The organism is Azospirillum baldaniorum, from assembly GCF_003119195.2.
Lineage (GTDB): Bacteria > Pseudomonadota > Alphaproteobacteria > Azospirillales > Azospirillaceae > Azospirillum > Azospirillum baldaniorum.
The window spans coordinates 101,827-120,845 of the sequence record NZ_CP022260.1; the positions used below are offsets into that span (position 1 = coordinate 101,827).

The 19,019-nt window shown below is 68.3% G+C and carries 16 protein-coding genes; 5 read left to right on the plus strand and 11 right to left on the minus strand.

What is annotated here, in order from left to right:
• Positions 1-13: 13 nt before the first annotated feature.
• The 7 genes from Sp245p_RS27165 to Sp245p_RS27195 all read right to left on the minus strand — a co-directional run bounded on the left by Sp245p_RS27165 (position 14) and on the right by Sp245p_RS27195 (position 9,839).
• Entirely contained in the window at positions 14-1,408 is a 1,395-nt protein-coding gene (locus tag Sp245p_RS27165; RefSeq protein WP_014242005.1) for a nucleotide sugar dehydrogenase, read from the minus strand.
• 404 nt (positions 1,409-1,812) lie between these two features.
• Positions 1,813-2,991, minus strand: a complete 1,179-nt coding sequence (locus Sp245p_RS27170) for a GNAT family N-acetyltransferase (RefSeq protein WP_014242007.1) — start codon at positions 2,989-2,991, stop codon at positions 1,813-1,815.
• A gap of 71 nt (positions 2,992-3,062) precedes the next feature.
• Positions 3,063-4,316 (minus strand): right-handed parallel beta-helix repeat-containing protein, encoded by a 1,254-nt coding sequence (locus tag Sp245p_RS27175; RefSeq protein ID WP_014242008.1) that lies wholly within the window; start codon positions 4,314-4,316, stop codon positions 3,063-3,065.
• A gap of 18 nt (positions 4,317-4,334) precedes the next feature.
• Positions 4,335-4,538: a hypothetical protein gene (locus tag Sp245p_RS27180; RefSeq protein WP_014242009.1), complete on the minus strand. Its 204-nt coding sequence runs from the start codon at positions 4,536-4,538 to the stop codon at positions 4,335-4,337.
• Between the two features lie 294 nt (positions 4,539-4,832).
• Positions 4,833-5,873, minus strand: a complete 1,041-nt coding sequence (locus tag Sp245p_RS27185; protein ID WP_014242010.1) for a polysaccharide deacetylase family protein — start codon at positions 5,871-5,873, stop codon at positions 4,833-4,835.
• Between the two features lie 36 nt (positions 5,874-5,909).
• The gene (locus Sp245p_RS27190) at positions 5,910-6,791 is read right to left on the minus strand and encodes a glycosyltransferase (RefSeq protein ID WP_014242011.1); all 882 of its coding nucleotides are present in this window, start codon (positions 6,789-6,791) and stop codon (positions 5,910-5,912) included.
• An 873-nt stretch (positions 6,792-7,664) separates the two neighbouring features.
• Entirely contained in the window at positions 7,665-9,839 is a 2,175-nt protein-coding gene (locus Sp245p_RS27195) for a carbohydrate-binding domain-containing protein (RefSeq protein ID WP_014242012.1), read from the minus strand.
• Positions 9,840-10,270: 431 nt separating this feature from the next.
• Between Sp245p_RS27195 and Sp245p_RS35200 the strand changes: the two genes are divergently transcribed.
• The gene (locus Sp245p_RS35200; RefSeq protein WP_014242013.1) at positions 10,271-10,417 is read left to right on the plus strand and encodes a hypothetical protein; all 147 of its coding nucleotides are present in this window, start codon (positions 10,271-10,273) and stop codon (positions 10,415-10,417) included.
• A gap of 23 nt (positions 10,418-10,440) precedes the next feature.
• Here Sp245p_RS35200 and Sp245p_RS27205 read toward each other — a convergent pair whose 3' ends face one another.
• The gene (locus Sp245p_RS27205) at positions 10,441-10,944 is read right to left on the minus strand and encodes an Lrp/AsnC ligand binding domain-containing protein (protein WP_082188267.1); all 504 of its coding nucleotides are present in this window, start codon (positions 10,942-10,944) and stop codon (positions 10,441-10,443) included.
• Positions 10,945-11,070: 126 nt separating this feature from the next.
• Here Sp245p_RS27205 and proC point away from each other — a divergent pair, with 126 nt between their 5' ends.
• Both proC and putA read left to right on the plus strand, forming a co-directional pair.
• Positions 11,071-11,955 carry a pyrroline-5-carboxylate reductase gene (proC, locus tag Sp245p_RS27210; protein ID WP_246119823.1) on the plus strand — a complete coding sequence of 295 codons (885 nt, stop codon included), beginning with the start codon at positions 11,071-11,073 and terminating at the stop codon, positions 11,953-11,955.
• A gap of 69 nt (positions 11,956-12,024) precedes the next feature.
• Complete coding sequence (gene putA / locus Sp245p_RS27215; RefSeq protein ID WP_014242018.1) at positions 12,025-15,753, plus strand: trifunctional transcriptional regulator/proline dehydrogenase/L-glutamate gamma-semialdehyde dehydrogenase; 3,729 nt, start codon at positions 12,025-12,027, stop codon at positions 15,751-15,753.
• Positions 15,754-15,800: 47 nt separating this feature from the next.
• Here the strand turns inward: putA and Sp245p_RS27220 are convergent, their stop codons facing one another.
• Positions 15,801-15,989 (minus strand): hypothetical protein, encoded by a 189-nt coding sequence (locus Sp245p_RS27220; RefSeq protein ID WP_014242019.1) that lies wholly within the window; start codon positions 15,987-15,989, stop codon positions 15,801-15,803.
• Positions 15,990-16,201: 212 nt separating this feature from the next.
• On the opposite strand from Sp245p_RS27220, the gene Sp245p_RS27225 reads away from it, so the two are divergent.
• Positions 16,202-17,242, plus strand: a complete 1,041-nt coding sequence (locus Sp245p_RS27225) for an MBL fold metallo-hydrolase (RefSeq protein ID WP_014242020.1) — start codon at positions 16,202-16,204, stop codon at positions 17,240-17,242.
• Between the two features lie 16 nt (positions 17,243-17,258).
• Here the strand turns inward: Sp245p_RS27225 and Sp245p_RS27230 are convergent, their stop codons facing one another.
• Positions 17,259-17,966 (minus strand): extensin-like domain-containing protein, encoded by a 708-nt coding sequence (locus Sp245p_RS27230; RefSeq protein ID WP_014242021.1) that lies wholly within the window; start codon positions 17,964-17,966, stop codon positions 17,259-17,261.
• A gap of 218 nt (positions 17,967-18,184) precedes the next feature.
• Here Sp245p_RS27230 and Sp245p_RS27235 point away from each other — a divergent pair, with 218 nt between their 5' ends.
• Positions 18,185-18,490 (plus strand): hypothetical protein, encoded by a 306-nt coding sequence (locus tag Sp245p_RS27235; protein ID WP_014242022.1) that lies wholly within the window; start codon positions 18,185-18,187, stop codon positions 18,488-18,490.
• 14 nt (positions 18,491-18,504) lie between these two features.
• Here the strand turns inward: Sp245p_RS27235 and Sp245p_RS27240 are convergent, their stop codons facing one another.
• Entirely contained in the window at positions 18,505-18,936 is a 432-nt protein-coding gene (locus tag Sp245p_RS27240) for a hypothetical protein (protein ID WP_014242023.1), read from the minus strand.
• Positions 18,937-19,019 lie beyond the last annotated feature (83 nt).

Below are 19,019 nucleotides of genomic sequence, written 5' to 3' on the forward strand. Positions count from 1 at the left end.
TCCAGGCCGGCGGTCAGCCCTTCACGATCTTCTCGTCGACGATGCCCGCCTTGCCGAAGGCGTTGCGGGTGTCGACGATCAGCGGCAGCCCCTCCAGGAAGGCCTTCAGATCGAAGGAGTCGTGGTCGGTGCACAAGATCGCGGCGTCGAAGGCGCCGTCCTGGATTTCCTCCAGCGCGACCGACGGCGTGCCGGCCATACGGGCGAGACGGCGCGTCTCCGGAAGCTCCGGCACATGCGGGTCGTAGTAGAAGACCTCGCAGCCGCGGTCCTGGAGAAGATCGATGATCTTCAGCGCCGGGCTTTCACGCATGTCCTCGATGTTCTTCTTGTAGGCGACGCCCAGAACGAGGATGCGCGACCCGCGCAGCGCGCGGCCGAGCTTGGAGTCCATGGCCTGGGACAACCGCTCCACCACGTAATGCGGCATGCGGGTGTTGATCTCGCCGGCCAGCTCGATGAAGCGCGTGGCGACGTCGAACTCGCGGGCCTTCCAGGTCAGGTAGAAGGGGTCGATCGGGATGCAGTGGCCGCCCAGGCCGGGGCCGGGATAGAAGGGCATGTAGCCGAAGGGCTTGGTCTTGGCGCCCTCGATCACTTCCCAGACGTCGATGCCCATCGCGTCGTAGACGACCTTCAGCTCGTTGACGAGCGCGATGTTGACGCAGCGGAAGATGTTCTCGGTCAGCTTCACCGCCTCGGCGGCTTCCAGCGACGAGACCGGGATCACGCGCTCCAGCGCGCGGCCGTACATCGAGCAGGCGATGCGCAGGGCGTTGGGGTCCTCGCCGCCGACGATCTTCGGGATGCGGGCGGTGGTGAAGGTCTCGTTGCCGGGATCCTCGCGCTCCGGCGAGAAGGCCAGCAGGAAGTCCGTGCCGCTGTTGAGGCCGGTCTTCTCCAGGATCGGGCGCACCACCTCGCGCGTCGTGCCGGGGTAGGTGGTCGACTCGAGGACGATCAACTGGCCGGGGCGCAGCACCTGGGCGATCTGCCGGGTGGTGACCTCAATGCAGCTCATGTCCGGTTCGCGGTTGCGGGTCAGCGGCGTCGGCACGCAGATGACGATGGCGTCCATGTCGGCCAGCGACTGGAAGTTCGCCGTGGCCGTGAAGCGGCCCTCCTCCAGCATTCCGCGGACCTCGTCGGTCGACACGGTGCCGATGTAGGAGGTGCCGCCGTTGAGGCTGGCGACCTTTTCCGGATCGATGTCGAAGCCCGTCACCGAGAAGCCGGCCCGCGCGAACAGCCGCGCCAGAGGCAGGCCGACGTAACCCAGGCCGATGACGCCGACGCTGGCGGTCCCCGCCGCGATCTTCGACTCCAGCGTCGCCAGAGCTTCCGGAATGCCGGACGTGCCGACCGAACCCCCGCTCACCAACAGGTCGGCAAACTCATTGCTCGACATAAGACGTCTCCTTTTCCGACTCTCTTGTTCGTAGAGGTTTCACCGTTATTCGCGATGTATTGCAGAGATCAAATTTACCGACACAAAACCGAAGCCAAGGTCCGGTTCTGACATCGGGCCTTGGCTTTTGCTGTTCATAAGATTGATCGATCGGCGTTTCCTCTCACCGAATACATTAGGCTGCTTTGTCTAAGCACCCAGCAATCGTGATAGAAAAAGTGGCAGCCGTAAACGTCGTAAAAGGCCGAACTACCGTCAGTTGACCGGGTTATCTTTCTTGTGAGACTTTCGGGATGACCATCCCGAAAGGTGCTCTATTAACCCCTTTTGAGTAACCACGGACTGAATAGACGAAAGGAGCCGGACCGGCGCGTCGGCGGCCGGACGGCTCCTTCGCACCGCGGTCATCCCTGGACGGCGACTCCCTCCGGTTGCAGCCCGGCGGGCTCGGGCAGCGTGTTGTGCATCAGGAAGCTGGCGTCGCCGTCGCCCATGGTCAGCAGCCAGTTGCCGCGGTCGGCGAACTCCTCCCGATCGACCCCGGCGTCCGGCCCGGCATGCGCCATCACCCGCACCGGGAAGCCGACGCGGTCCGGCACCTTCATCATGCCCATGGCGAGGAAGGTCCGCTCCGCCCGCGTGTTCAGCGTCCGGCAGATCAGCGCGGTCGCGCGCTCCGTCGCGGCGATGCGCAGCGTGTGGCTCAGCAGGACCCACAGCCACTTCGGCTCGCACAGGTAATCCACGACGGCGAGGCAGGGCTCCTTGCGCCAGGTCTCACGGCGCAGGACCACATAGCCCAGCGGCTCGTCCCCACGCGACAGGATGAAGCGACGGTAGTCCGAGGCGCAGGGAATCGCGTCGTAGCGCCAGCGCAGATGCGTCAGGTCGCGCAACGCGATCAGCGGGTAATGCGGGGAGGCGCGCTGCCAGATGGCGTCGGCCCGCCCGTCGAACCGCCCGATCTCCTCGAACCGCGCGCCGGTCGCCCGGCTCAGCAGATGACCGCCGATCCGTGCGCCGTGCAGGGCCGGGCCGGCGATCGCCCCGATGGTCCGCATGCGGCCCTGAAGCGAGGACGCCTCCAGGCAGCGCCGCGTGTCCAGCGGGAAGACGTAGGCGGGCAGGGCGCCGATGTCGATCCAGCCGGCCTTGCTGTAGGCCTTGTAGGCGGAATCGGAAATGTGGATGGCCATCGCCAGAGGACGGCTGTCGAGCTGCGCTTCCGCCAGGGGCGTGAAGGCGCCGCGCATCCGCCATTCCGGCAGGACCATCAGGCTGTTGGCCCAGGAGGCCGGGATTTCCCGGTTCCGCGCCTTCAGGCGGAAGGGAATGCCGCATTGCTGGCCGACGATCTGTCCCTGCCGCTTGCACACCCAGACTTGCGGCCCGTCCGCGTCCCGGTCGGGCACCTCGTCGAAGAGCCAGCGGTTGTAGGCGTCGTCCACCTGCCAGACCCGTTCCCCGAACATCTTGCGCTGGAAGCCGCGCAACTCCCCCTTGTCGGAAGCGTCGAAACGGAAAACGGTTTTCTTCAGCCGGTCGGTGATCGACTGACCGACGGTGCTGCTGCTGGTGCTCACATGCCCCCCCTTGTTCGAACGCGCCGTCCCTTGCCCGGCCCGCGGCTCGCCCGCGGACGTCGGGGCCAAGGTCAGCGCACGGATTCCGGCCGCATTCCGGATGCTTCCTGCACAGGTCCTCCCGATGGTTGGTTGGCCGATGGTTGGTTGGCCAATGGTTGGTTAGCGGTGGTCCCGGTCCGGGTTTCGGTTTTGGCCTCTGTTCTGGCGTCGTTGCTGACCCGGTTGCCGGTGACGGCCTTGTCGATGCTGTCGGCGATGATGATGGCGGCCCGCTTGCCGTTGCGGTGGAAGAGGTTGTCGCGCAGTTCCAGCGTGATCGAGCCGTTGCCCTTCTGGTGCTGCAGGACGCCGCCGTTGTTGTCGTAGAACTCGTTCTCGTAGACCCGGTAGGTCACGTCGATCCCGCGGTTCTGGCCGAGCGAGAGACCCGCGTCGGCGTTGCGGAAGATGACGTTGCGGTAAATCTCGGTGCTGGACTTCGCCAGGATGCCGGCGCCACGCGGGTTGTCGTGGATCAGGTTGTCGTGGATCTTCAGCCTGCTGCCGGCCTGCCCCTGGTCGTGGTAGAGGCCGTGGGAGCGGCCTTCGCCGCCGTTGACGCCGTTGTTGAAGACCCGGTTGTGGGCGATCTCGCCGGTCAGGATGCGCCCGTTCCAGCCGGAATAGACGCCGCCGTCCTTGCGCCAGCCGTTGTCGGCGATGGTGTTGCGCGTAATGACCTGGTCGGTGTTGTCCGCCGCGTAATGCACGATCCCATAGGCGCCGTTGCCGGTGATGGCCGACCCGTCGATCCGCAGCTTATCCGACGTGCCCTGTACGACGATTCCGGAGCCGCCGTTGCCCGCGACCGTCACGTTCGTCACCGACACGTTGCGCGCCCGCGGGCCGAGCAGCAGGCCGGTGTCGGCCGCGCCGGTGATCGTCAGCCCGTCGAAGGCGACGTTCGTCCGTCCGTTCAGGCTGACCGCGACCGAGGAACCCCGCGCGTCGATCACCGGGGCGTCGCCCTTGCCATAGGCGCCGTAGGTGATCGGCCGGTCGGTCGTGCCGGAGGAGGAGGCCAGGAGGCTGCCGCGCCAGTTCTCCCCGCGCTCGAACAGCACGCGGCTTCCCGGCGGGAAGGCGGTGGCGTTCACCTTCTCCAGCGACTTCCACGCCTCCTTCGGGCCGCGGCCCGACCGGCGGTCGTCGCCGTCCGTGGCATCGACGTAGAAGACCGGCGCATCCTCAGCGTTCTGGGCGGCGTTCCGGCGCGCGCTGACGAGCAGCGACGGCTGGGCGGGACGCTCGATGGCGGGGGGAGGCGGGGGGAGGGAATCCATGGGGCTGACTCGCGCGGCCTACAGGGCGACGCGGATCAGCGCATAGGCGAGGCCCCAGGCCGCCAGCGCGCAGCCGGTGCACAGCAAGGCCCATCCCGCCCGCTGGAGATCGAGCATCGGGGGAGCGGCGCGGTCCGTCGCCTTCGGAGCGGCGTCCGTCGGAAGGACGTCCGCAACCCCACCCAGCAGGTTCGTGCTGGCCGGCGTGGCTTGCTCGATCATAGCGATCTCCTCGCGGGGGGCCTGATAAGCGGAGGGGCCGGCGATCAAAACCGCAACGTGTCCCTGCTGCGGTATTTTGTGTTACATCGTGGACAAATAAAGGGAAATGAAAAGGGATCACGCTTAAGCGATCAGGCTACGATAAGGGGGCATTTCGAAGGGAGGAATAGGCATTCTCTTTGGAATTGCTGAGTAACGTTCTTCCGTAATGCCTATGCCAACAGCAAGAACTCCCTCTCCCATGGCGGAGGAGGGAGCCTTCCATAGGCCGGACCGCTTATCCGGCCAGACCGTTCATCCGGCCAGGGCGCGCTTCATGTTGCCGGCACCGCCGCGCAGCAGGCGCTTGACCAGCTGCTGCTTCGCCGGGGCCGGACCGTTCTCGAAGCAGATCCGCTGAATCCGCCGCTGCGGACCGCCGCGGCGCGGCCAGGAGGTGCCGAAGGTGACGTCGACCCCATCGCCGTACAGTTCCCCGAACAGCGCCTCGGGCAGGCCCTCGTCGGAATAGGGGAAGGCGAAGGAGCCGCAGCCGGGACCGAACAGCTCCCGGATGCCGGCGACGCTGCCCGTCACCTCCTCCTTCCGCTGCTCCGGCGTCAGCAGGCGGTGGTTGGGATGGTCGAAGCCGTGGGCGCCGATCGACACCCCCTCCGCCATCAGGTCGGCGATCTCGTCGCGGGTCAGATAGGGCTTCTCGTCCGCCAGGAAGCCGGCCGTGTCGAACTCCAGGACGGTGGCGATCTCGTCCAGCACGGGGCGCTGGTGCCAGCTCACCTTCATGACGCCCGCGGCGGGGTTGGCGGCGACGGCGCCCGTCCGCGCCAGGGTGGCGGCGCAGACGGCGCGGCGGGGGTCCGCCTCCGCCAGCCGGCTCAGCCGCTCCGCCAGAAGGCTCGCCTTGTGCCGGTAGAAGAGCGTCTTGTTGTCGAGGAAGTTCAGATTCAGGTATAGCGCCGGACGGATGCCCTTGCGGCGCAGGATCGGCATCGCGACTTCCGCGACCTCGCGCATGCCGTCGTCGAAGGTGACCAGCAGCGACGGGCGGCGGATCTCCGGTCCGCCCATGGCCGACCCGGTGACGGTGGGCAGGTCCGTCGGCTCGAAATGCTTCAGGAGGAAGTCGAGATCCTCCGTGAATTCCTTCGGCGTGCGTGGCCGGTAGATGTGCTTCAGATGGTCCGGCACCGTGTCGCAGACGGCGTGGTAGACGACGGCCAGCACCGGGCTGCCGTAGGCGTGATGGCAGGCGGTCCCCAGCGGGTTGCGCAGCGCGTCCGTCCACCGGAGCCGCCGACCCAACCCGCCACCGGAAATCACGTCGGCAACGCTCATTCAAATCCTCCCGCGGAAGAGTCAGAGGGCAGAGGGTCAGAGAGCGTCCGCGCCATCGGGAGCGAGGCGCTTGGGCTGCATCATGGCGGTGTGGATCCGTGCCATGGCCTGCGCCTCGGTCGGCGTGCGGACCAAGCGGTACAGCATCCTTTTCAGGCCCGGCGGGGTCAGCCGGAAGCCGATCTGAAGCGAGGCCGTCGCCAGGAATTCCGAATTGGTCAGGAAGCCCGACCGCCAGCACCACACCCGGAAGGCCCATTCGTTGACGGCGTAGCGCAACCCGCCGCGCCGGACGCGCTGGGCCATGCTGGTGCGGAAGAGGAGCAGCGCCTCCTGCACCGTCTCCATGCGCGCCCCGGCCTGAAGCAGGCGGACATACAGGTCGTAGTCCTCCAGATTGCCGAAGCAGGAGCGGTAGCCGCCGATGGCGGTCAGCGCCCGTCGCCGCACCATCATGGTGGGGTGCGACAGGACGCAGTGCCACTTCATGCCCTGGCTGATTTCCTCATGGGTCTCCGGGCTGCGCTTCACGCAGGTGATGGCACCGGGGTCCTGTTCGAACTCCGCGTGCCAGGAGAAGGACGCGTCTAGCGACCCCTGCTCGGCGAAGGCGCGCGCCTGCGTCTCGAAGCGGTGGGGCAGGCAGATGTCGTCGCTGTCCATGCGGGCCACCAGATAGCCCGTGCAATATTGCAGGCCGTCGTTCAGCGCGCGGGCCAAGCCCCCCTGGTTGCGCCGCCGCACCACCACAAGCCGGCAGGCGTTGGACGCCTGATAGCGGGCGATGACCTTTTCCTGCTCCTCCCCGATCCGTCCATCGACCACCAGCACGCATTCGCGCGGGAGAAGCGTCTGGGTATAGACGCTCTCCAGCGCGGCCTGAAGGTTGTCCGCCTTCTCGCCGGCGTAGGTGGCCATAAGCACGCTGATCGATTGAGTGTCCCGACCGTCCCTCGGTCCGCTCACGTGATTCATACCTGGTCTCCACCCCTCTTGTCGTGGCGACGCGGACGGCGTCCGGCGGTCCGGCCATCGGGTGTTTCCCCGCGAAGGGGGCAACCGATGGCCATGACCACGGACACCGCGGCCCTGGGAATGGAGGCGTGTGCGTGCCGCCCTTGAGCCCCGCTTCCGCGGCACGCGCGCGCAAGCGGTTTCGGCGTTCCTTCCCCGGTGGCCGTCGGTCCGGCGCCTGTGCGGCGCCAGCCGTCCCGTCCTTGTCGTCGTTGTCAGTGCCGTTCTTGCCCTGTCTCGTCCCTTTCCTGGTCGGTTCTGTAGGGGTTTCCCTCCGGTCCGCATCCCGGACTAGGACACCCCTGGCCGTCGTATCGGCCGGTGCCGATGCACGCATAGGCACGGAATAGGTCTGTGGACGCTATCAAAGGGCGGATGGCGGGTAAACCTACATAAAGTGCAAGATAAATATCCCCTTCGCAGCGTCCCAAAGGGAAAGCCGTCTGCCACTTTGGTCGATTTGGGAGAAAGTGGGGGATGCCGCGCGCACTGCGGAGAAATAACGGCTGATCGTCATGAAAAGGCGGCTAACGGGGGTGGCGTCCGGCCTTCATCATTCCGCTGAGGCAGGCCTTGCTGTGCGATGCACAAGAAATAGAGGCGAAAGCAGAGCCGCCGGCGGGACTGTGCTTTCGATTATTGCCGTTTTGTGTCGCGAGCGGAAGCTGGAAACGCTCTCCCGGCCACGCCGCTCCGAAACGTCTCTCCAGACACGCCAACGCCCGGCCAGAGACTGGCCGGGCGCGGACGTTGCCGAAGGGGCGGAACCCCCGATCGTCAGATGATCGGGTTGGCCTTGGAGACCGAGGAGATGGTGTTGTTGGTCACCGTCTGCTTGATGCTGTCGGCGATGTTGATCGCCGCACGGCCGTTGTTGTTGTAGAAGGTGTTGTCGTACAGGCTCAGCGTGATCGACCCGCTGCCCTTCAGGTGCTCCAGGATGCCGCCGTTGTTGTTGAAGATCTCGTTGCCGTAGATCTTGTAGGTGACGTTGGTGGTCTGGTTCTGGCCGAGGGAGATGCCGACGTTCGAGTTGCCGTAGATCGTGTTGTTGTAGATCTCGGTGCTCGACTTGGCGAGGATGCCGGCGCCGCGCGGGTTCGAGTAGATCACGTTGTCGTGGATCTTCAGCGTGCTGTTGGCCTGGCTGTGGTCGTGGTACAGGCCATGCGACCGGCCGTCGCCGCCGCCGCTGCCGTTGTTGAAGATCGTGTTGCCGGCGATCTCGCCGCTCAGGATGCGGCCGTTCCAGCCCGAGTACACCGCGTCGGTGCGCCAGCCGTTGTCGCTGATGATGTTGTTGGTGAAGTACTGGTTGGCGTTGTCGGCGGAGTAGTGGACGAGACCGTAGCCGCCGTTGCCGTCGATCGTGGAGTGATCGATGCGCAGGTTGTTGGAGGTCCCGCTGATCACCACGCCCGAACCGCGGTTGTCGATGATCTGGGAGTTGGTGACCTTCACGTTGTTGGCGCCGCCGTTGAGCAGCAGGCCGGTGTCGTTCGAACCCGTCATCGTCAGGTTGTCGAACGTGATGTTGTCCTTGTTGTTCAGGCTGACCGCGAAGCTGGCGCCGCTCTTGGCCTTGATGATCGGATCGGCGCCGGTGCCGTAGGCGCCGTAGATGATCGGCTTGTCGGAGGTGCCGGAGGTCGAGACCAGCAGGCTGTCGGTCCAGGTCTCGCCGCGCTCGAACAGGACCAGCGAGCCGGCGGCGAAGTTGGTCGAGTTCACCTTGGCCAGCGACTTCCAGGCCTGGTTCGGGTTGTTGCCGGAGTTGCTGTCGTTGCCGTGCGTCGCGTCGATGTAGAAGACCTGCGAGGCCGGGGTCGCCGGGTAATCCGACGTGCCGCCGCCCGGGTTCGACGGGGCGGGCGGGGCCGTCGGCGTTGTGGGGGTGGTCGGCGTGGTGGGGGTAGTGGGCGTCGTGGGCGTCGTGGGCGTCGTGGTCGAGGAGGGGAAGAACTCCTTCGGCGCGGCGACGACCAGCGTGCCGTCCCACCACATGCCGGACTGGCCCTTGACCACGTCCTTGCCGTCGAGCGCGCCCTTGTCATAGGTGACGGAGGCGTCGGTCGGATTGACGGCGTTGCCGTTGATGGTGATCTTGTTGACGATCAGGTTGCGGTCCTGACCGTTCACGAAACCATCGTTGTCGTACTGGATCTGGACCTTGTGGGCCTGACCGGGGGCGATGTCGGCAGTGAAGCTGTAGTCCTTGGCGGCGGTGCCGGCGGAACCCTCGCCGATGACCTTGCCGTCCACCATCACCTTGAAGTGCGGGGCGACGCCGCCCGCCACGTTGCCGGCGGCGTTGACGACGATCTTCGTGGCGCCGGTCACCGCTTCGGCGGTCGCGGCGGGGAAGAAGTCCTTCGGCGCGGCGACGACCAGCGTGCCGTCCCACCACATGCCGGACTGGCCCTTGACCACGTCCTTGCCGTCGAGCGCGCCCTTGTCGTAGGTCACCGACGGGTCGGCCGCGTCGAGCGCGTGGCCGTTGATGGTGATCTTGTTGACGATCAGGTTGCGGTCCTGGCCGTTCGCCATGCCGTCGTTGTCGTACTGGATCTGGATCTTGTGGGCCTGATCCGCCGTGACGTTGGCGTTGAAGGTGAAGTCCTTGGCGTCGGTGCCGGCAGAGCCTTCGCCGATGACCTTGCCGTCCACCATCACCTTGAAGTGCGGGGCGATGCCGCCCGCCACATGACCGGCGGCGTTGATGACGATCTTCGTCGCGTTGTCGGCGGTCGCGGAGGCATCGGCCAGGGCCAGCGGCTGCACGGCCTGGAGGGCCTGCGCCTGGAGGAGGGAGGTCGGCGTCGCGTAGGCATCGGCGGTGGACACGGGGGTCTCGCGGATGGTCAAATGCGCCGTGTCGGCGCCGAGATCACCGGCGTAGTTGGTGTGGTCCGTCAGATCCTGGTGGTGGAGGTCGATACCCAGATCGTCCATGGTCTGCACTCTCTTCCTTGTGGGGATGCCACCGCGGTTGGTGGCCGGCGGGGCAGGCACGCGGTCGGTGCGTCCCCATCCTTTCGGTTAACGCTTTCGCCTTTTGGCTTACCCCTTAAGACTAGCCGCTTCGCTGTGGCCTTAAATGGGACGATTTTAGGATAATAAATCTCAAATGCGTGACATCCCGGTCACAGTGAGGCCGATCCGCCCCGGTGGCGGGGTGATTCGGCGTCACAACCGGTGGGAAATGTCTTGTCGATACCCATCGCGGCGGCGATGCCGGGATGAGCGGTGCGCAGCCAACGATGGCGGCGATGCGGACAATAAAGGGGATGGCTCAGGAATCAGACCATCCATTGACTCGGGTCAATCCGCCGGAACCGGTCCGGGCGTAGCCTTCCTCCATGCATTGCTAAGGAGAAGGTGACATGGAGACGATGGTCTTTCTGGTGCTGGCGCTTCTGCTGACCGGCTTCCTGACCGCGCTGTCGGTGCTGGGCATGGCCACGCTGCACGCCACGGTGCGGGTCATTCTTCCGGCCCGCCGCCCGGTGGCTCCCGTTCGGGTGTCCTGACCGGACCACTTATACGAAGTGAGTCAGAGGGGGAGGGGGCCGTCGTTCTTGACCTCCTCCATCACCGCGTAGGTTCGGGTTTCCCGGACGCCGGGCAGCGACAGCAGCACATCTCCGAGAAACCGCCGGTAGGCCGCCATGTCGGCCACCCGCGTCTTCACCAGATAATCGAATCCGCCGGCCACCATGTGGCATTCCAGAACCTCCGGCGCGTGTCGGATGGCCTGGGCGAAGCGGTCGAACACGTCGGGCGTCGTCTTGTCGAGCAGCACCTCGACGAACACCATCAGCCCGAAGCCCAGCCGGTGCGGATCGAGCCGCGCCGTGAATCCCGTCACATAGCCGTCCTTCAGCAACCGCCGCATCCGCTCGCCGGCGGTCGTGGGCGACAGGCCGACCCGCTCCGCCAGATCCACGGCGGAAATCCGCCCGTCCATCTGCAAAATCGCCAGGATGCGCCGGTCGGTCCGATCAAGTTCCGTCACTTTCACGCTCCATGCCGCCTCTGTCCGTTGATATCGCGGCATTAAGGCAAAAACAACCGTGGAGACACGACGAACTCCGCGATAGTCTGCGGATGCCGCAGTGGAAAAAGCAAAACAAAGCGGACGCTGCGGTTTTAAAAAGACGAATTGGATCGGGTGAGAGACACCGTGACCTTCGATATTGGCCCCAATGCCACGGATGGCGCCGGATCGGCGCCGGGCGGCGGCACGATCCTTCTGCTGGGTGCCGGACGCATGGGCGGCGCCATGCTGCGCGGCTGGCTGGCGCAGGGCGTGCCGGCCTCCGCCATTTCGGTCGCCGACCCCAGCCCCGCGCCGGATCTGGTCGAACTGGCCGCGCGGACCGGCGTCCGTTTGAAACCGGCGGACGGCGCCGCGGTCGATACCGCCGCAGTCGATACCCTGGTGGTCGCGGTCAAGCCGCAGATGGTGGAGAGCGCCGCGGCGGGCGTGCAGGCGACTCTGGCGCCGCACACGCTGGTGCTGTCGATCATGGCGGGCAAGACGCTGGCCGACCTGCGCCGCCTGTTCCCGGCGGCGGGCAGCGTGGTGCGGGCGATGCCGAACCTTCCGGCGGCGGTCGGGCGCGGCGCCACCGTCGCGGTGGCCGAGGCGGGCTGCCCGGCGGATCGGAAGGCGCGCGCCGAGTCCCTGCTGACCGCGGTCGGGAGCCTGGAGTGGCTGGCCGACGAGGCTCTGGTCGACGCCGCCACGGCGCTGTCCGGCTCCGGCCCCGCCTATGTCTTCTATCTCGTGGAATGCCTGACCCGCGCCGGGGTGGAGGTGGGGCTGCCCGCCGACGTGTCGGAACGGCTGGCCCGCGCCACGGTCGAAGGGGCGGGCGCGCTGATGGGCGCCACCGGTCAGCCGGCGGCCGAGCTTCGCGCCGGCGTGACCTCGCCCGGCGGGACCACGGCGGCCGGCCTTTCCAAGCTGATGGCCGATGACCACCTCCAGAGTCTGTTGAACGCGACCCTGCGCGCGGCGGCCCAGCGTGCCGCCGAACTGGGCGGAACCGGCCCGAAAGCCTGAGAAGCACACCCCTTTTCACCATCAGGGACCGGCTCGCCCCCGGCCTGCGGATTCGAGCAGACGACACCGATGAACAGCATGACCAACCCGATTGACACCCGGACCGCCCCCCCGTCCGCCGCCCCCGGCGAAGCGGCGCCCTTCGCGGACTTCGCGCCGCCGATCCGTCCGGCGACCGAACTGCGCGCCGCGATCACCGCCGCCTACCGCCGGCCCGAACCGGAATGCCTGCCCTTCCTGTTCGAGCAGGCGTCGCTGCCGCCCGGCGTCATCACCGCGGCGGCGGCCACCGCCCGCAAGCTGATCACCGCCCTGCGCGCCAAGCCGCGGGGCCGCGGCGTCGAAGGGCTGATCCACGAATACAGCCTGTCCAGCCAGGAGGGCATGGCGCTGATGTGTCTGGCGGAGGCGCTGCTGCGCATCCCCGACCACGCCACGCGGGACGCGCTGATCCGCGACAAGATCGCCGGGGGCGACTGGCAGGCCCATCTCGGCAAGGGCGGCTCGATGTTCGTCAACGCCGCCACCTGGGGCCTGCTGATCACCGGCAAGCTGACCTCGGCGGGCGGCGAGCAGGCGCTGTCCTCCGCCCTGACGCGCCTGATCGCGCGCGGCGGAGAGCCGTTGATCCGCCGCGGCGTCGATTTCGCCATGCGCATGATGGGCGAGCAGTTCGTCACCGGCCAGACCATCCAGGAGGCGTTGACCAACGCCCGCACGATGGAGGCCGAGGGCTTCCGCTACTCCTACGACATGCTGGGCGAGGCGGCGCTGACGGCGGAAGACGCCGCGCGCTACTACGCCGACTACGTGAACGCCATCCACGCCATCGGCACGGCGTCGGCGGGGCGCGGCGTCTATGAGGGGCCGGGCATCTCCATCAAGCTGTCGGCGATCCACCCGCGCTATTCGCGCGCCCAGGCCGACCGGGTGATGGACGAGCTGCTGCCGCGCGTGAAGGCGCTGGCGCTGCTCGCCAAGGGCTACGACATCGGCCTGAACATCGACGCCGAGGAGGCCGACCGGCTGGAGCTGTCGCTCGACCTGATGGAGTCGCTGTGCTTCGACCCGGATCTGGCGGGCTGGAACGGCATCGGCTTCGTCGTCCAGGCCTACGGCAAGCGCTGCCCCTACGTCATCGACTTCCTGATCGATCTGGCGCGGCGCAGCGGCCACCGGCTGATGATCCGTCTGGTCAAGGGCGCCTATTGGGACAGCGAGATCAAGCGCGCCCAGCTCGACGGGCTGCCCGACTTCCCGGTCTACACCCGCAAGGTCTACACCGACGTCTCCTACGTCGCCTGCGCCCGCAAGCTGCTGGCCGCCCCGGAGGCGGTGTTCCCGCAGTTCGCCACCCACAACGCCCAGACGCTCGCCACCATCTACGAGATGGCCGGCAGCGACTTCCAGGTCGGCAAGTACGAGTTCCAGTGCCTGCACGGCATGGGCGAGCCGCTCTACAAGGAGGTCGTCGGCCCGCTGAAGCGGCCCTGCCGCATCTACGCGCCGGTCGGCACGCACGAGACGCTGCTGGCCTATCTGGTCCGCCGCCTGCTGGAGAACGGGGCCAACAGCTCCTTCGTCAACCGCATCGCCGATCCGGCGGTCCCGGTCGATGAGCTGGTCGCCGACCCGGTGGCGGTCGCCAGGGCCATCGCCCCGACGGGCGCGCCGCACGCGCTGATCGCCCTGCCGCGAAACCTCTACGCGCCGGAGCGGGCGAATTCCGCCGGCATCGACCTGTCCGACGAGACGGAGCTGGCCCGCCTGTCCGCCGCCTTGTCGGCCAGCGCCGAAATGACCTGGACCGCCGCGCCGCTGCTGGCGGACGGCGAGCGGGCGGGGCAGGCCCAGCCGGTGCGCAACCCGGCCGATCGCCGCGACGTGGTGGGCTCGGTGACCGAGGCGAGCGAGGCCCTGGTGGCGGAGGCCTTCGGCCACGCCGTCGCGGCGGCCTCCGCCTGGGCCGCCACCCCGCCGGAGGAGCGCGCCGCCAGCCTGTTCCGTGCGGCCGACACCATGCAGGAGCGGATGCCGACCCTGCTCGGCCTGATCGTTCGCGAGGCCGGCAAGTCGCTGCCCAACGCCATCGCCGAGGTGCGGGAGGCCATCGACTTCCTGCGCTATTACGGGGCGCAGGTGCGCGACCGTTTCGACAACGCCACCCACCGCCCGCTGGGGCCGGTGGTCTGCATCAGCCCGTGGAACTTCCCGCTCGCCATCTTCTCCGGCCAGATCGCCGCGGCGCTGGCCGCCGGCAACCCGGTGCTGGCGAAGCCGGCCGAGGAAACCCCGCTGATCGCCGCGGAGGCCGTGCGCATCCTGCACGCGGCGGGCATCCCCGCCGGGGCGCTCCAGCTTCTGCCCGGCGCGGGCGAAGTCGGCGCCGCCCTGGTCGGGCATGAGGCGGTGCGCGGCGTGATGTTCACCGGCTCCACCGAGGTGGCGCGGCTGATCCAGCGCCAGCTGGCCGGGCGCCTGCTGCCGGACGGCGCGCCGATCCCGTTGATCGCCGAGACCGGCGGCCAGAACGCCATGATCGTGGACAGCTCCGCCCTGGCCGAGCAGGTGGTCGGCGACGTGATCGCGTCGGCCTTCGACAGCGCCGGCCAGCGCTGCTCCGCCCTGCGCATCCTCTGCCTGCAGGAGGACGTGGCCGACCGCACGCTCGCCATGCTGAAGGGCGCCATGCGGGAGCTGCGCATCGGCAACCCGGACCGGCTGGCCGTCGATGTCGGCCCGGTCATCAGCGAGGAGGCCCGCGCCACCATCGCCGCCCACATCGAGGCGATGCGCGCCAAGGGCCGCAATGTGGAGTTCCTGCCGCTGCCCGCCGAGACGGCGGACGGCACCTTCATCGCCCCGACCGTGATCGAGATCGGCGGCATCCATGAGCTTGAGCGGGAGGTCTTCGGCCCGGTCCTGCACGTCGTCCGCTTCCACCGCGACGATCTGGACGCGCTGGTCGACTCCATCAACGCCACCGGCTACGGCCTGACCTTCGGCCTGCACACCCGCATCGACGCGACCATCGAGCGGGTCACCGGGCGGATCGGCGCGGGCAACGTCTACGTCAATCGGAACACCATCGGCGCGGTGGTCGGCGTGCAGCCCTTCGGCGGCCACGGCCTGTCGGGCACCGGCCCCAAGGCGGGCGGCCCGCTCTACCTCTCCCGCCTGCTCAGCCGCCGTCCCAAGGGCTGGCTGGAGTTCCGCGGCCCGGACGCGGCGCGTGCGGCCGGGCTGGCCTACGGCGAGTGGCTGCGCGCCAAGGGCTTCACGGCGGAGGCGTCGCGCTGCGCCGGCTACGTGGCGCGCAGCGCCATCGGCGGTGGCGCGGAGTTGAACGGCCCGGTGGGCGAGCGCAACCTCTATGAACTGCATGGGCGGGGCCGCGTCCTGCTGCTGCCGCAGACGCGGACGGGCCTGCTGCTCCAACTCGGCGCGGTCCTGGCGACGGGCAACAGCGCTGCGGTGGACGCCCCGCCGGACCTGGCCGAGCTGCTGCGCGGCCTGCCCCCGGCGCTGGCCGCGCGGGTGCGGACCACGGCGGATTGGCGCGACGTCGGGCCGCTCGCCGCGGTTCTGGTGGAGGGCGACCGCGAGCGCGTGACCGCCATCAACCGGCGCGTCGCGGATCTGCCCGGCCCGATCCTGCTGGTGCAGGCGGCGACCGCCGAGGCACTGGCGGCGGGGCGGGGCGAGGGCTACGACCTCGACCTGCTGCTGAACGAGCGGTCGGTCAGCGTCAACACCGCGGCGGCCGGCGGCAACGCCAGCCTCGTCGCCATGAGCTGACCTGGGAGCTGACGGCTTCGAACGGGACGGGGCGGGCGGTGCGCCGCCTACCCCGCAACCTCCCGTTCGATCACCAGCTCCTCGTCGTCGATGCGCAGGAAGGATCCGACCTCCAGATCGCCCCGTGCGATGGCGTCGTTGATCATGATCTGCGCCTCCGCGAGTGTGATCGTCCGGTCATCAAAGAAAACCGGCCCGTCGACGTGGCGGATGATCCTGAACGTTGCGGTGGTCATCCGGGTATTCTCCTTTGGCAATGCCCTTTCGTTAACCGCTGCGCGGCGCATTCGTCGCGAATCCCCTGATGCTCCCGCGGCGGAGCGGCACATGGGACGGGAAACGAGGCGCGTCAATGACCGGAATGTTCTATCTGCGGATAGTTGACCAGACGCGAACCAACGGGTAGCCAAGAGGTTGGGGGCACCGCAGCGCAAGGAGGATCATCAGGGTGAAAGACGACGCCGAACTCATCCGCCATCCGTTTTCCGAAGCACCGGACAATGGAACGGTCCGGGAGGTGGCGCCGGGTGTGCTGTGGCTGCGCCTGCCGCTGCCCTACGCGCTGGACCACGTCAACCTCTACCTCTTCGAGGAAGGGGACGGCTGGGCGCTGTTCGACACCGGGCTTGGCGACGACGTAAGCCGCAATTGTTGGGATCGGCTGCTGCGCGGCCCGCTGGGCGGCAAGCCGATCGTCCGGCTGGTGGTCAGCCACTTCCACCCCGACCATGTCGGTCTGGCCGGCTGGCTGCACGAGCGCTTCGCGCCGCCGCTGCACATGACGCAGAGCGAGTATTTCTACGCCAAGCTGCTGCAGCAGGGCCGCGACCCCCAGGCGTTGGAGGCGCAGGAGACGTTCTACCAATCCGGCGGTCTGTCGCCCGACGAGATCCAGCAGATGCTCGGCCGCGGCCTCAGCTACCTGAATCGCACGACCGGGCTGGCGCCCAGCTTCGAGCGGATGATCCCCGGCCAGACCCTGCGGTTGGGCGGGCGCGACTGGCGCATCCTGACCGGCGGCGGCCATTCGCCGGAGCAGGCGATGCTCTATTGCGCCGCCGACCGGCTGTTCCTCGCCGCCGATCAGGTCATCGCGCGCATCTCCCCCAACGTCAGCGTCTCGGCGATGCAGCCCAAGGCCGATCCGCTGGGGCTCTACCTGTCGTCGCTGGCCGCGATCCGCGAGGAGGTGGCGGCGGACGCGCTGGTCCTGTCCGGCCACAGGCTGCCCTTCTACGGGCTGGACCACCGCACCCGCGCGCTGGAGGCCCACCACGCCGACCGTTGCGCGCAGATCGACGAGGCCTGCCGCGCCAAGCCGCTGAGCTGCAAGGAGCTGGTACCGGTGCTGTTCCGCCGCGCGCTGGATTCCCACCAGCTGAGCTTCGCCTTCGGCGAGGCGCTGGCCCACATCAACCACATGGTCGGGCGCGGCGAGCTGCGCACCGAGACGCGCGCCGACGGGGTGCTGGCCTACCACAGCGTCTGATTCCGGCGGCGCCGGTTCACCGGCAGACGCGGTACGGCCCCATGTCGAGGTGGAAATGGTCGCGGTGGGCCTCGTTGTAGTCGGGGCCCAGCACCGCGCGGAAAACCTCGCAGGCACCGTCGCGCACCTCGCGCAGGAAGGCGCCCTTTCTCCCGTCCTGCGGGGTCCAATCGCCGGGCAGCGCGATGGTGGTGCCGTCGGCCAGCGTGAAACCGGCGATGTCGAGGGCGTTGGCGGTGGCGTGCTCGCTGCGGCGCCCCTCCGCCCGGCCGTAGACGTTGCGGCAGGCGTAGCTTCCCAGATGCCGCACCCGCGTTACGCGCTGGCCGAAATGCCGCTGCGCCGCGGGCTGGAGCGTGTGCGTCTCGAACAGCATCCAGGCGGCGGCGAGCGGGCAGGTGACCGTGAAGCCGCTGTTGAAGGCCACCGCCGAGCGGCTGACCTGCACCGCGTCGGTCAGGCCGCAGCCCGGACCGGTCTGCCGGTCGGTCACCGGACTGAAGCGCAGGCCCGCGTCGCCCAAGACGGCGTGGCACTGCCGCGGCGCGCCGTCCAGCCGGGACAGCTTGAGGCGGGTCAGCAGGTTCGGCGCCTCCGCGATGTCCAGCGGCGCCCAGGGGTCGTAGCGGGGTGGAACCGTCACCGCGCCCGTTCCCACCATCGCCGCCCCGCCCATGGCGGCCAGAAGCAGCAGGCCCGCCGTCCAGCGCAAGAACCGTCCCATACGTCTGCCGTCACTCCCCGTTGCCGTGCCGCAAGGATGAACAGCCGGGATCGTCGCGCGGCTTTCCCGGATCGTATTCCCCCTAATTGCCTATGAACCGGCGGCGGGGGCGGACTGTTGTCCAAGCGGCGGTTCATCCGTTCGTGCAATTGGACGGAGCGTGACTTCCATGCCACAGTTCCAGCGTTGCCCTTCGTCACGCGGTGAGGGAGAGTCCGATGTCCGATGCACACGATGAAGTCCTGGCCATGCAGGGCCGGACCGAACGCGCGAATTCCACCATCCCGCTCACCGCTTCCTCCGCGCTGGCCTCCGCCGCCGCGCTGTTCCGGAAGATCGAGACGCCTCCGCCGCCTCCGCCCGCCGAGGAGTGGATCGTCGGCGACGCCGGGGCCTTCGGCATCGGTGCCTATGGCCGTCTGCCCGCCACGGTTCCCGCGGCGTCGGTGGCGCCGGAGCTGTTGGCGCGGCGGGAACTGGCGGCCCGGCTCGACGGCGGGATGGCCGAGGACACCGCCGGCTGAGGCGCGATCGTCGCTCAGCCGTCCTTGCGGTACAGGGCGACCAGCGCCGTGAGGACGGCGGGATCGTCGTAGCGGCCGAGGAACAGGTCGCCGATGGCCCGGCGCAACAGGATGCTGATCCGGGCGCGGGCGCGGCCATGAACGGCGCCCTCCAGCCGGCGGCAGCGGTTGCACAGCAGACGGACCCGCTCGACCGCCGAGCGGGTGATGCGCAGCGCCTCGACGCTGACCAGGATGTCGGTGGTGGCGGCGTATTCGGTGGCCTCCGGCCAGGGCACGCGGCGCCCGCGACCGTCGCGCCACGTCTCGTCCGCCCCGTCGTACCAGCGCCCGTCGGGCAGGCAGCGCACGACGACCCCGTCGGGCCGCCCGCAGCAGCGGCAGCGCAGGTTTCCCGAGGTCTCTCCCACACGCACCGGGTCGAGATAGGGCGCACGGATCTGCATCCGGCTCCCGGAGCGTGTCTGCCTGCCCCGCATCGGCTGTCCCATTCCCTGGCTTGAAATCCCCACCCGGGGAGAGGTCCCCG

What these genes read in the sequence shown, in the direction of transcription:
- Sp245p_RS27205 (WP_082188267.1), bottom strand. Translation starts at nt 10,944, where the DNA reads ATGCCGCGATATCAACGGACAGAGGCGGCATGGAGCGTGAAAGTGACG.
- Sp245p_RS35200 (WP_014242013.1), top strand. Translation starts at nt 10,271, where the DNA reads ATGGAGACGATGGTCTTTCTGGTGCTGGCGCTTCTGCTGACCGGCTTC.
- Sp245p_RS27180 (WP_014242009.1), bottom strand. Translation starts at nt 4,538, where the DNA reads ATGATCGAGCAAGCCACGCCGGCCAGCACGAACCTGCTGGGTGGGGTT.
- Sp245p_RS27190 (WP_014242011.1), bottom strand. Translation starts at nt 6,791, where the DNA reads ATGGCCACCTACGCCGGCGAGAAGGCGGACAACCTTCAGGCCGCGCTG.
- Sp245p_RS27240 (WP_014242023.1), bottom strand. Translation starts at nt 18,936, where the DNA reads ATGCAGATCCGTGCGCCCTATCTCGACCCGGTGCGTGTGGGAGAGACC.
- Sp245p_RS27235 (WP_014242022.1), top strand. Translation starts at nt 18,185, where the DNA reads ATGTCCGATGCACACGATGAAGTCCTGGCCATGCAGGGCCGGACCGAA.
- putA (WP_014242018.1), top strand. Translation starts at nt 12,025, where the DNA reads ATGAACAGCATGACCAACCCGATTGACACCCGGACCGCCCCCCCGTCC.
- Sp245p_RS27165 (WP_014242005.1), bottom strand. Translation starts at nt 1,408, where the DNA reads ATGTCGAGCAATGAGTTTGCCGACCTGTTGGTGAGCGGGGGTTCGGTC.
- Sp245p_RS27230 (WP_014242021.1), bottom strand. Translation starts at nt 17,966, where the DNA reads ATGGGACGGTTCTTGCGCTGGACGGCGGGCCTGCTGCTTCTGGCCGCC.
- Sp245p_RS27185 (WP_014242010.1), bottom strand. Translation starts at nt 5,873, where the DNA reads ATGAGCGTTGCCGACGTGATTTCCGGTGGCGGGTTGGGTCGGCGGCTC.
- Sp245p_RS27195 (WP_014242012.1), bottom strand. Translation starts at nt 9,839, where the DNA reads ATGGACGATCTGGGTATCGACCTCCACCACCAGGATCTGACGGACCAC.
- Sp245p_RS27175 (WP_014242008.1), bottom strand. Translation starts at nt 4,316, where the DNA reads ATGGATTCCCTCCCCCCGCCTCCCCCCGCCATCGAGCGTCCCGCCCAG.
- Sp245p_RS27220 (WP_014242019.1), bottom strand. Translation starts at nt 15,989, where the DNA reads ATGACCACCGCAACGTTCAGGATCATCCGCCACGTCGACGGGCCGGTT.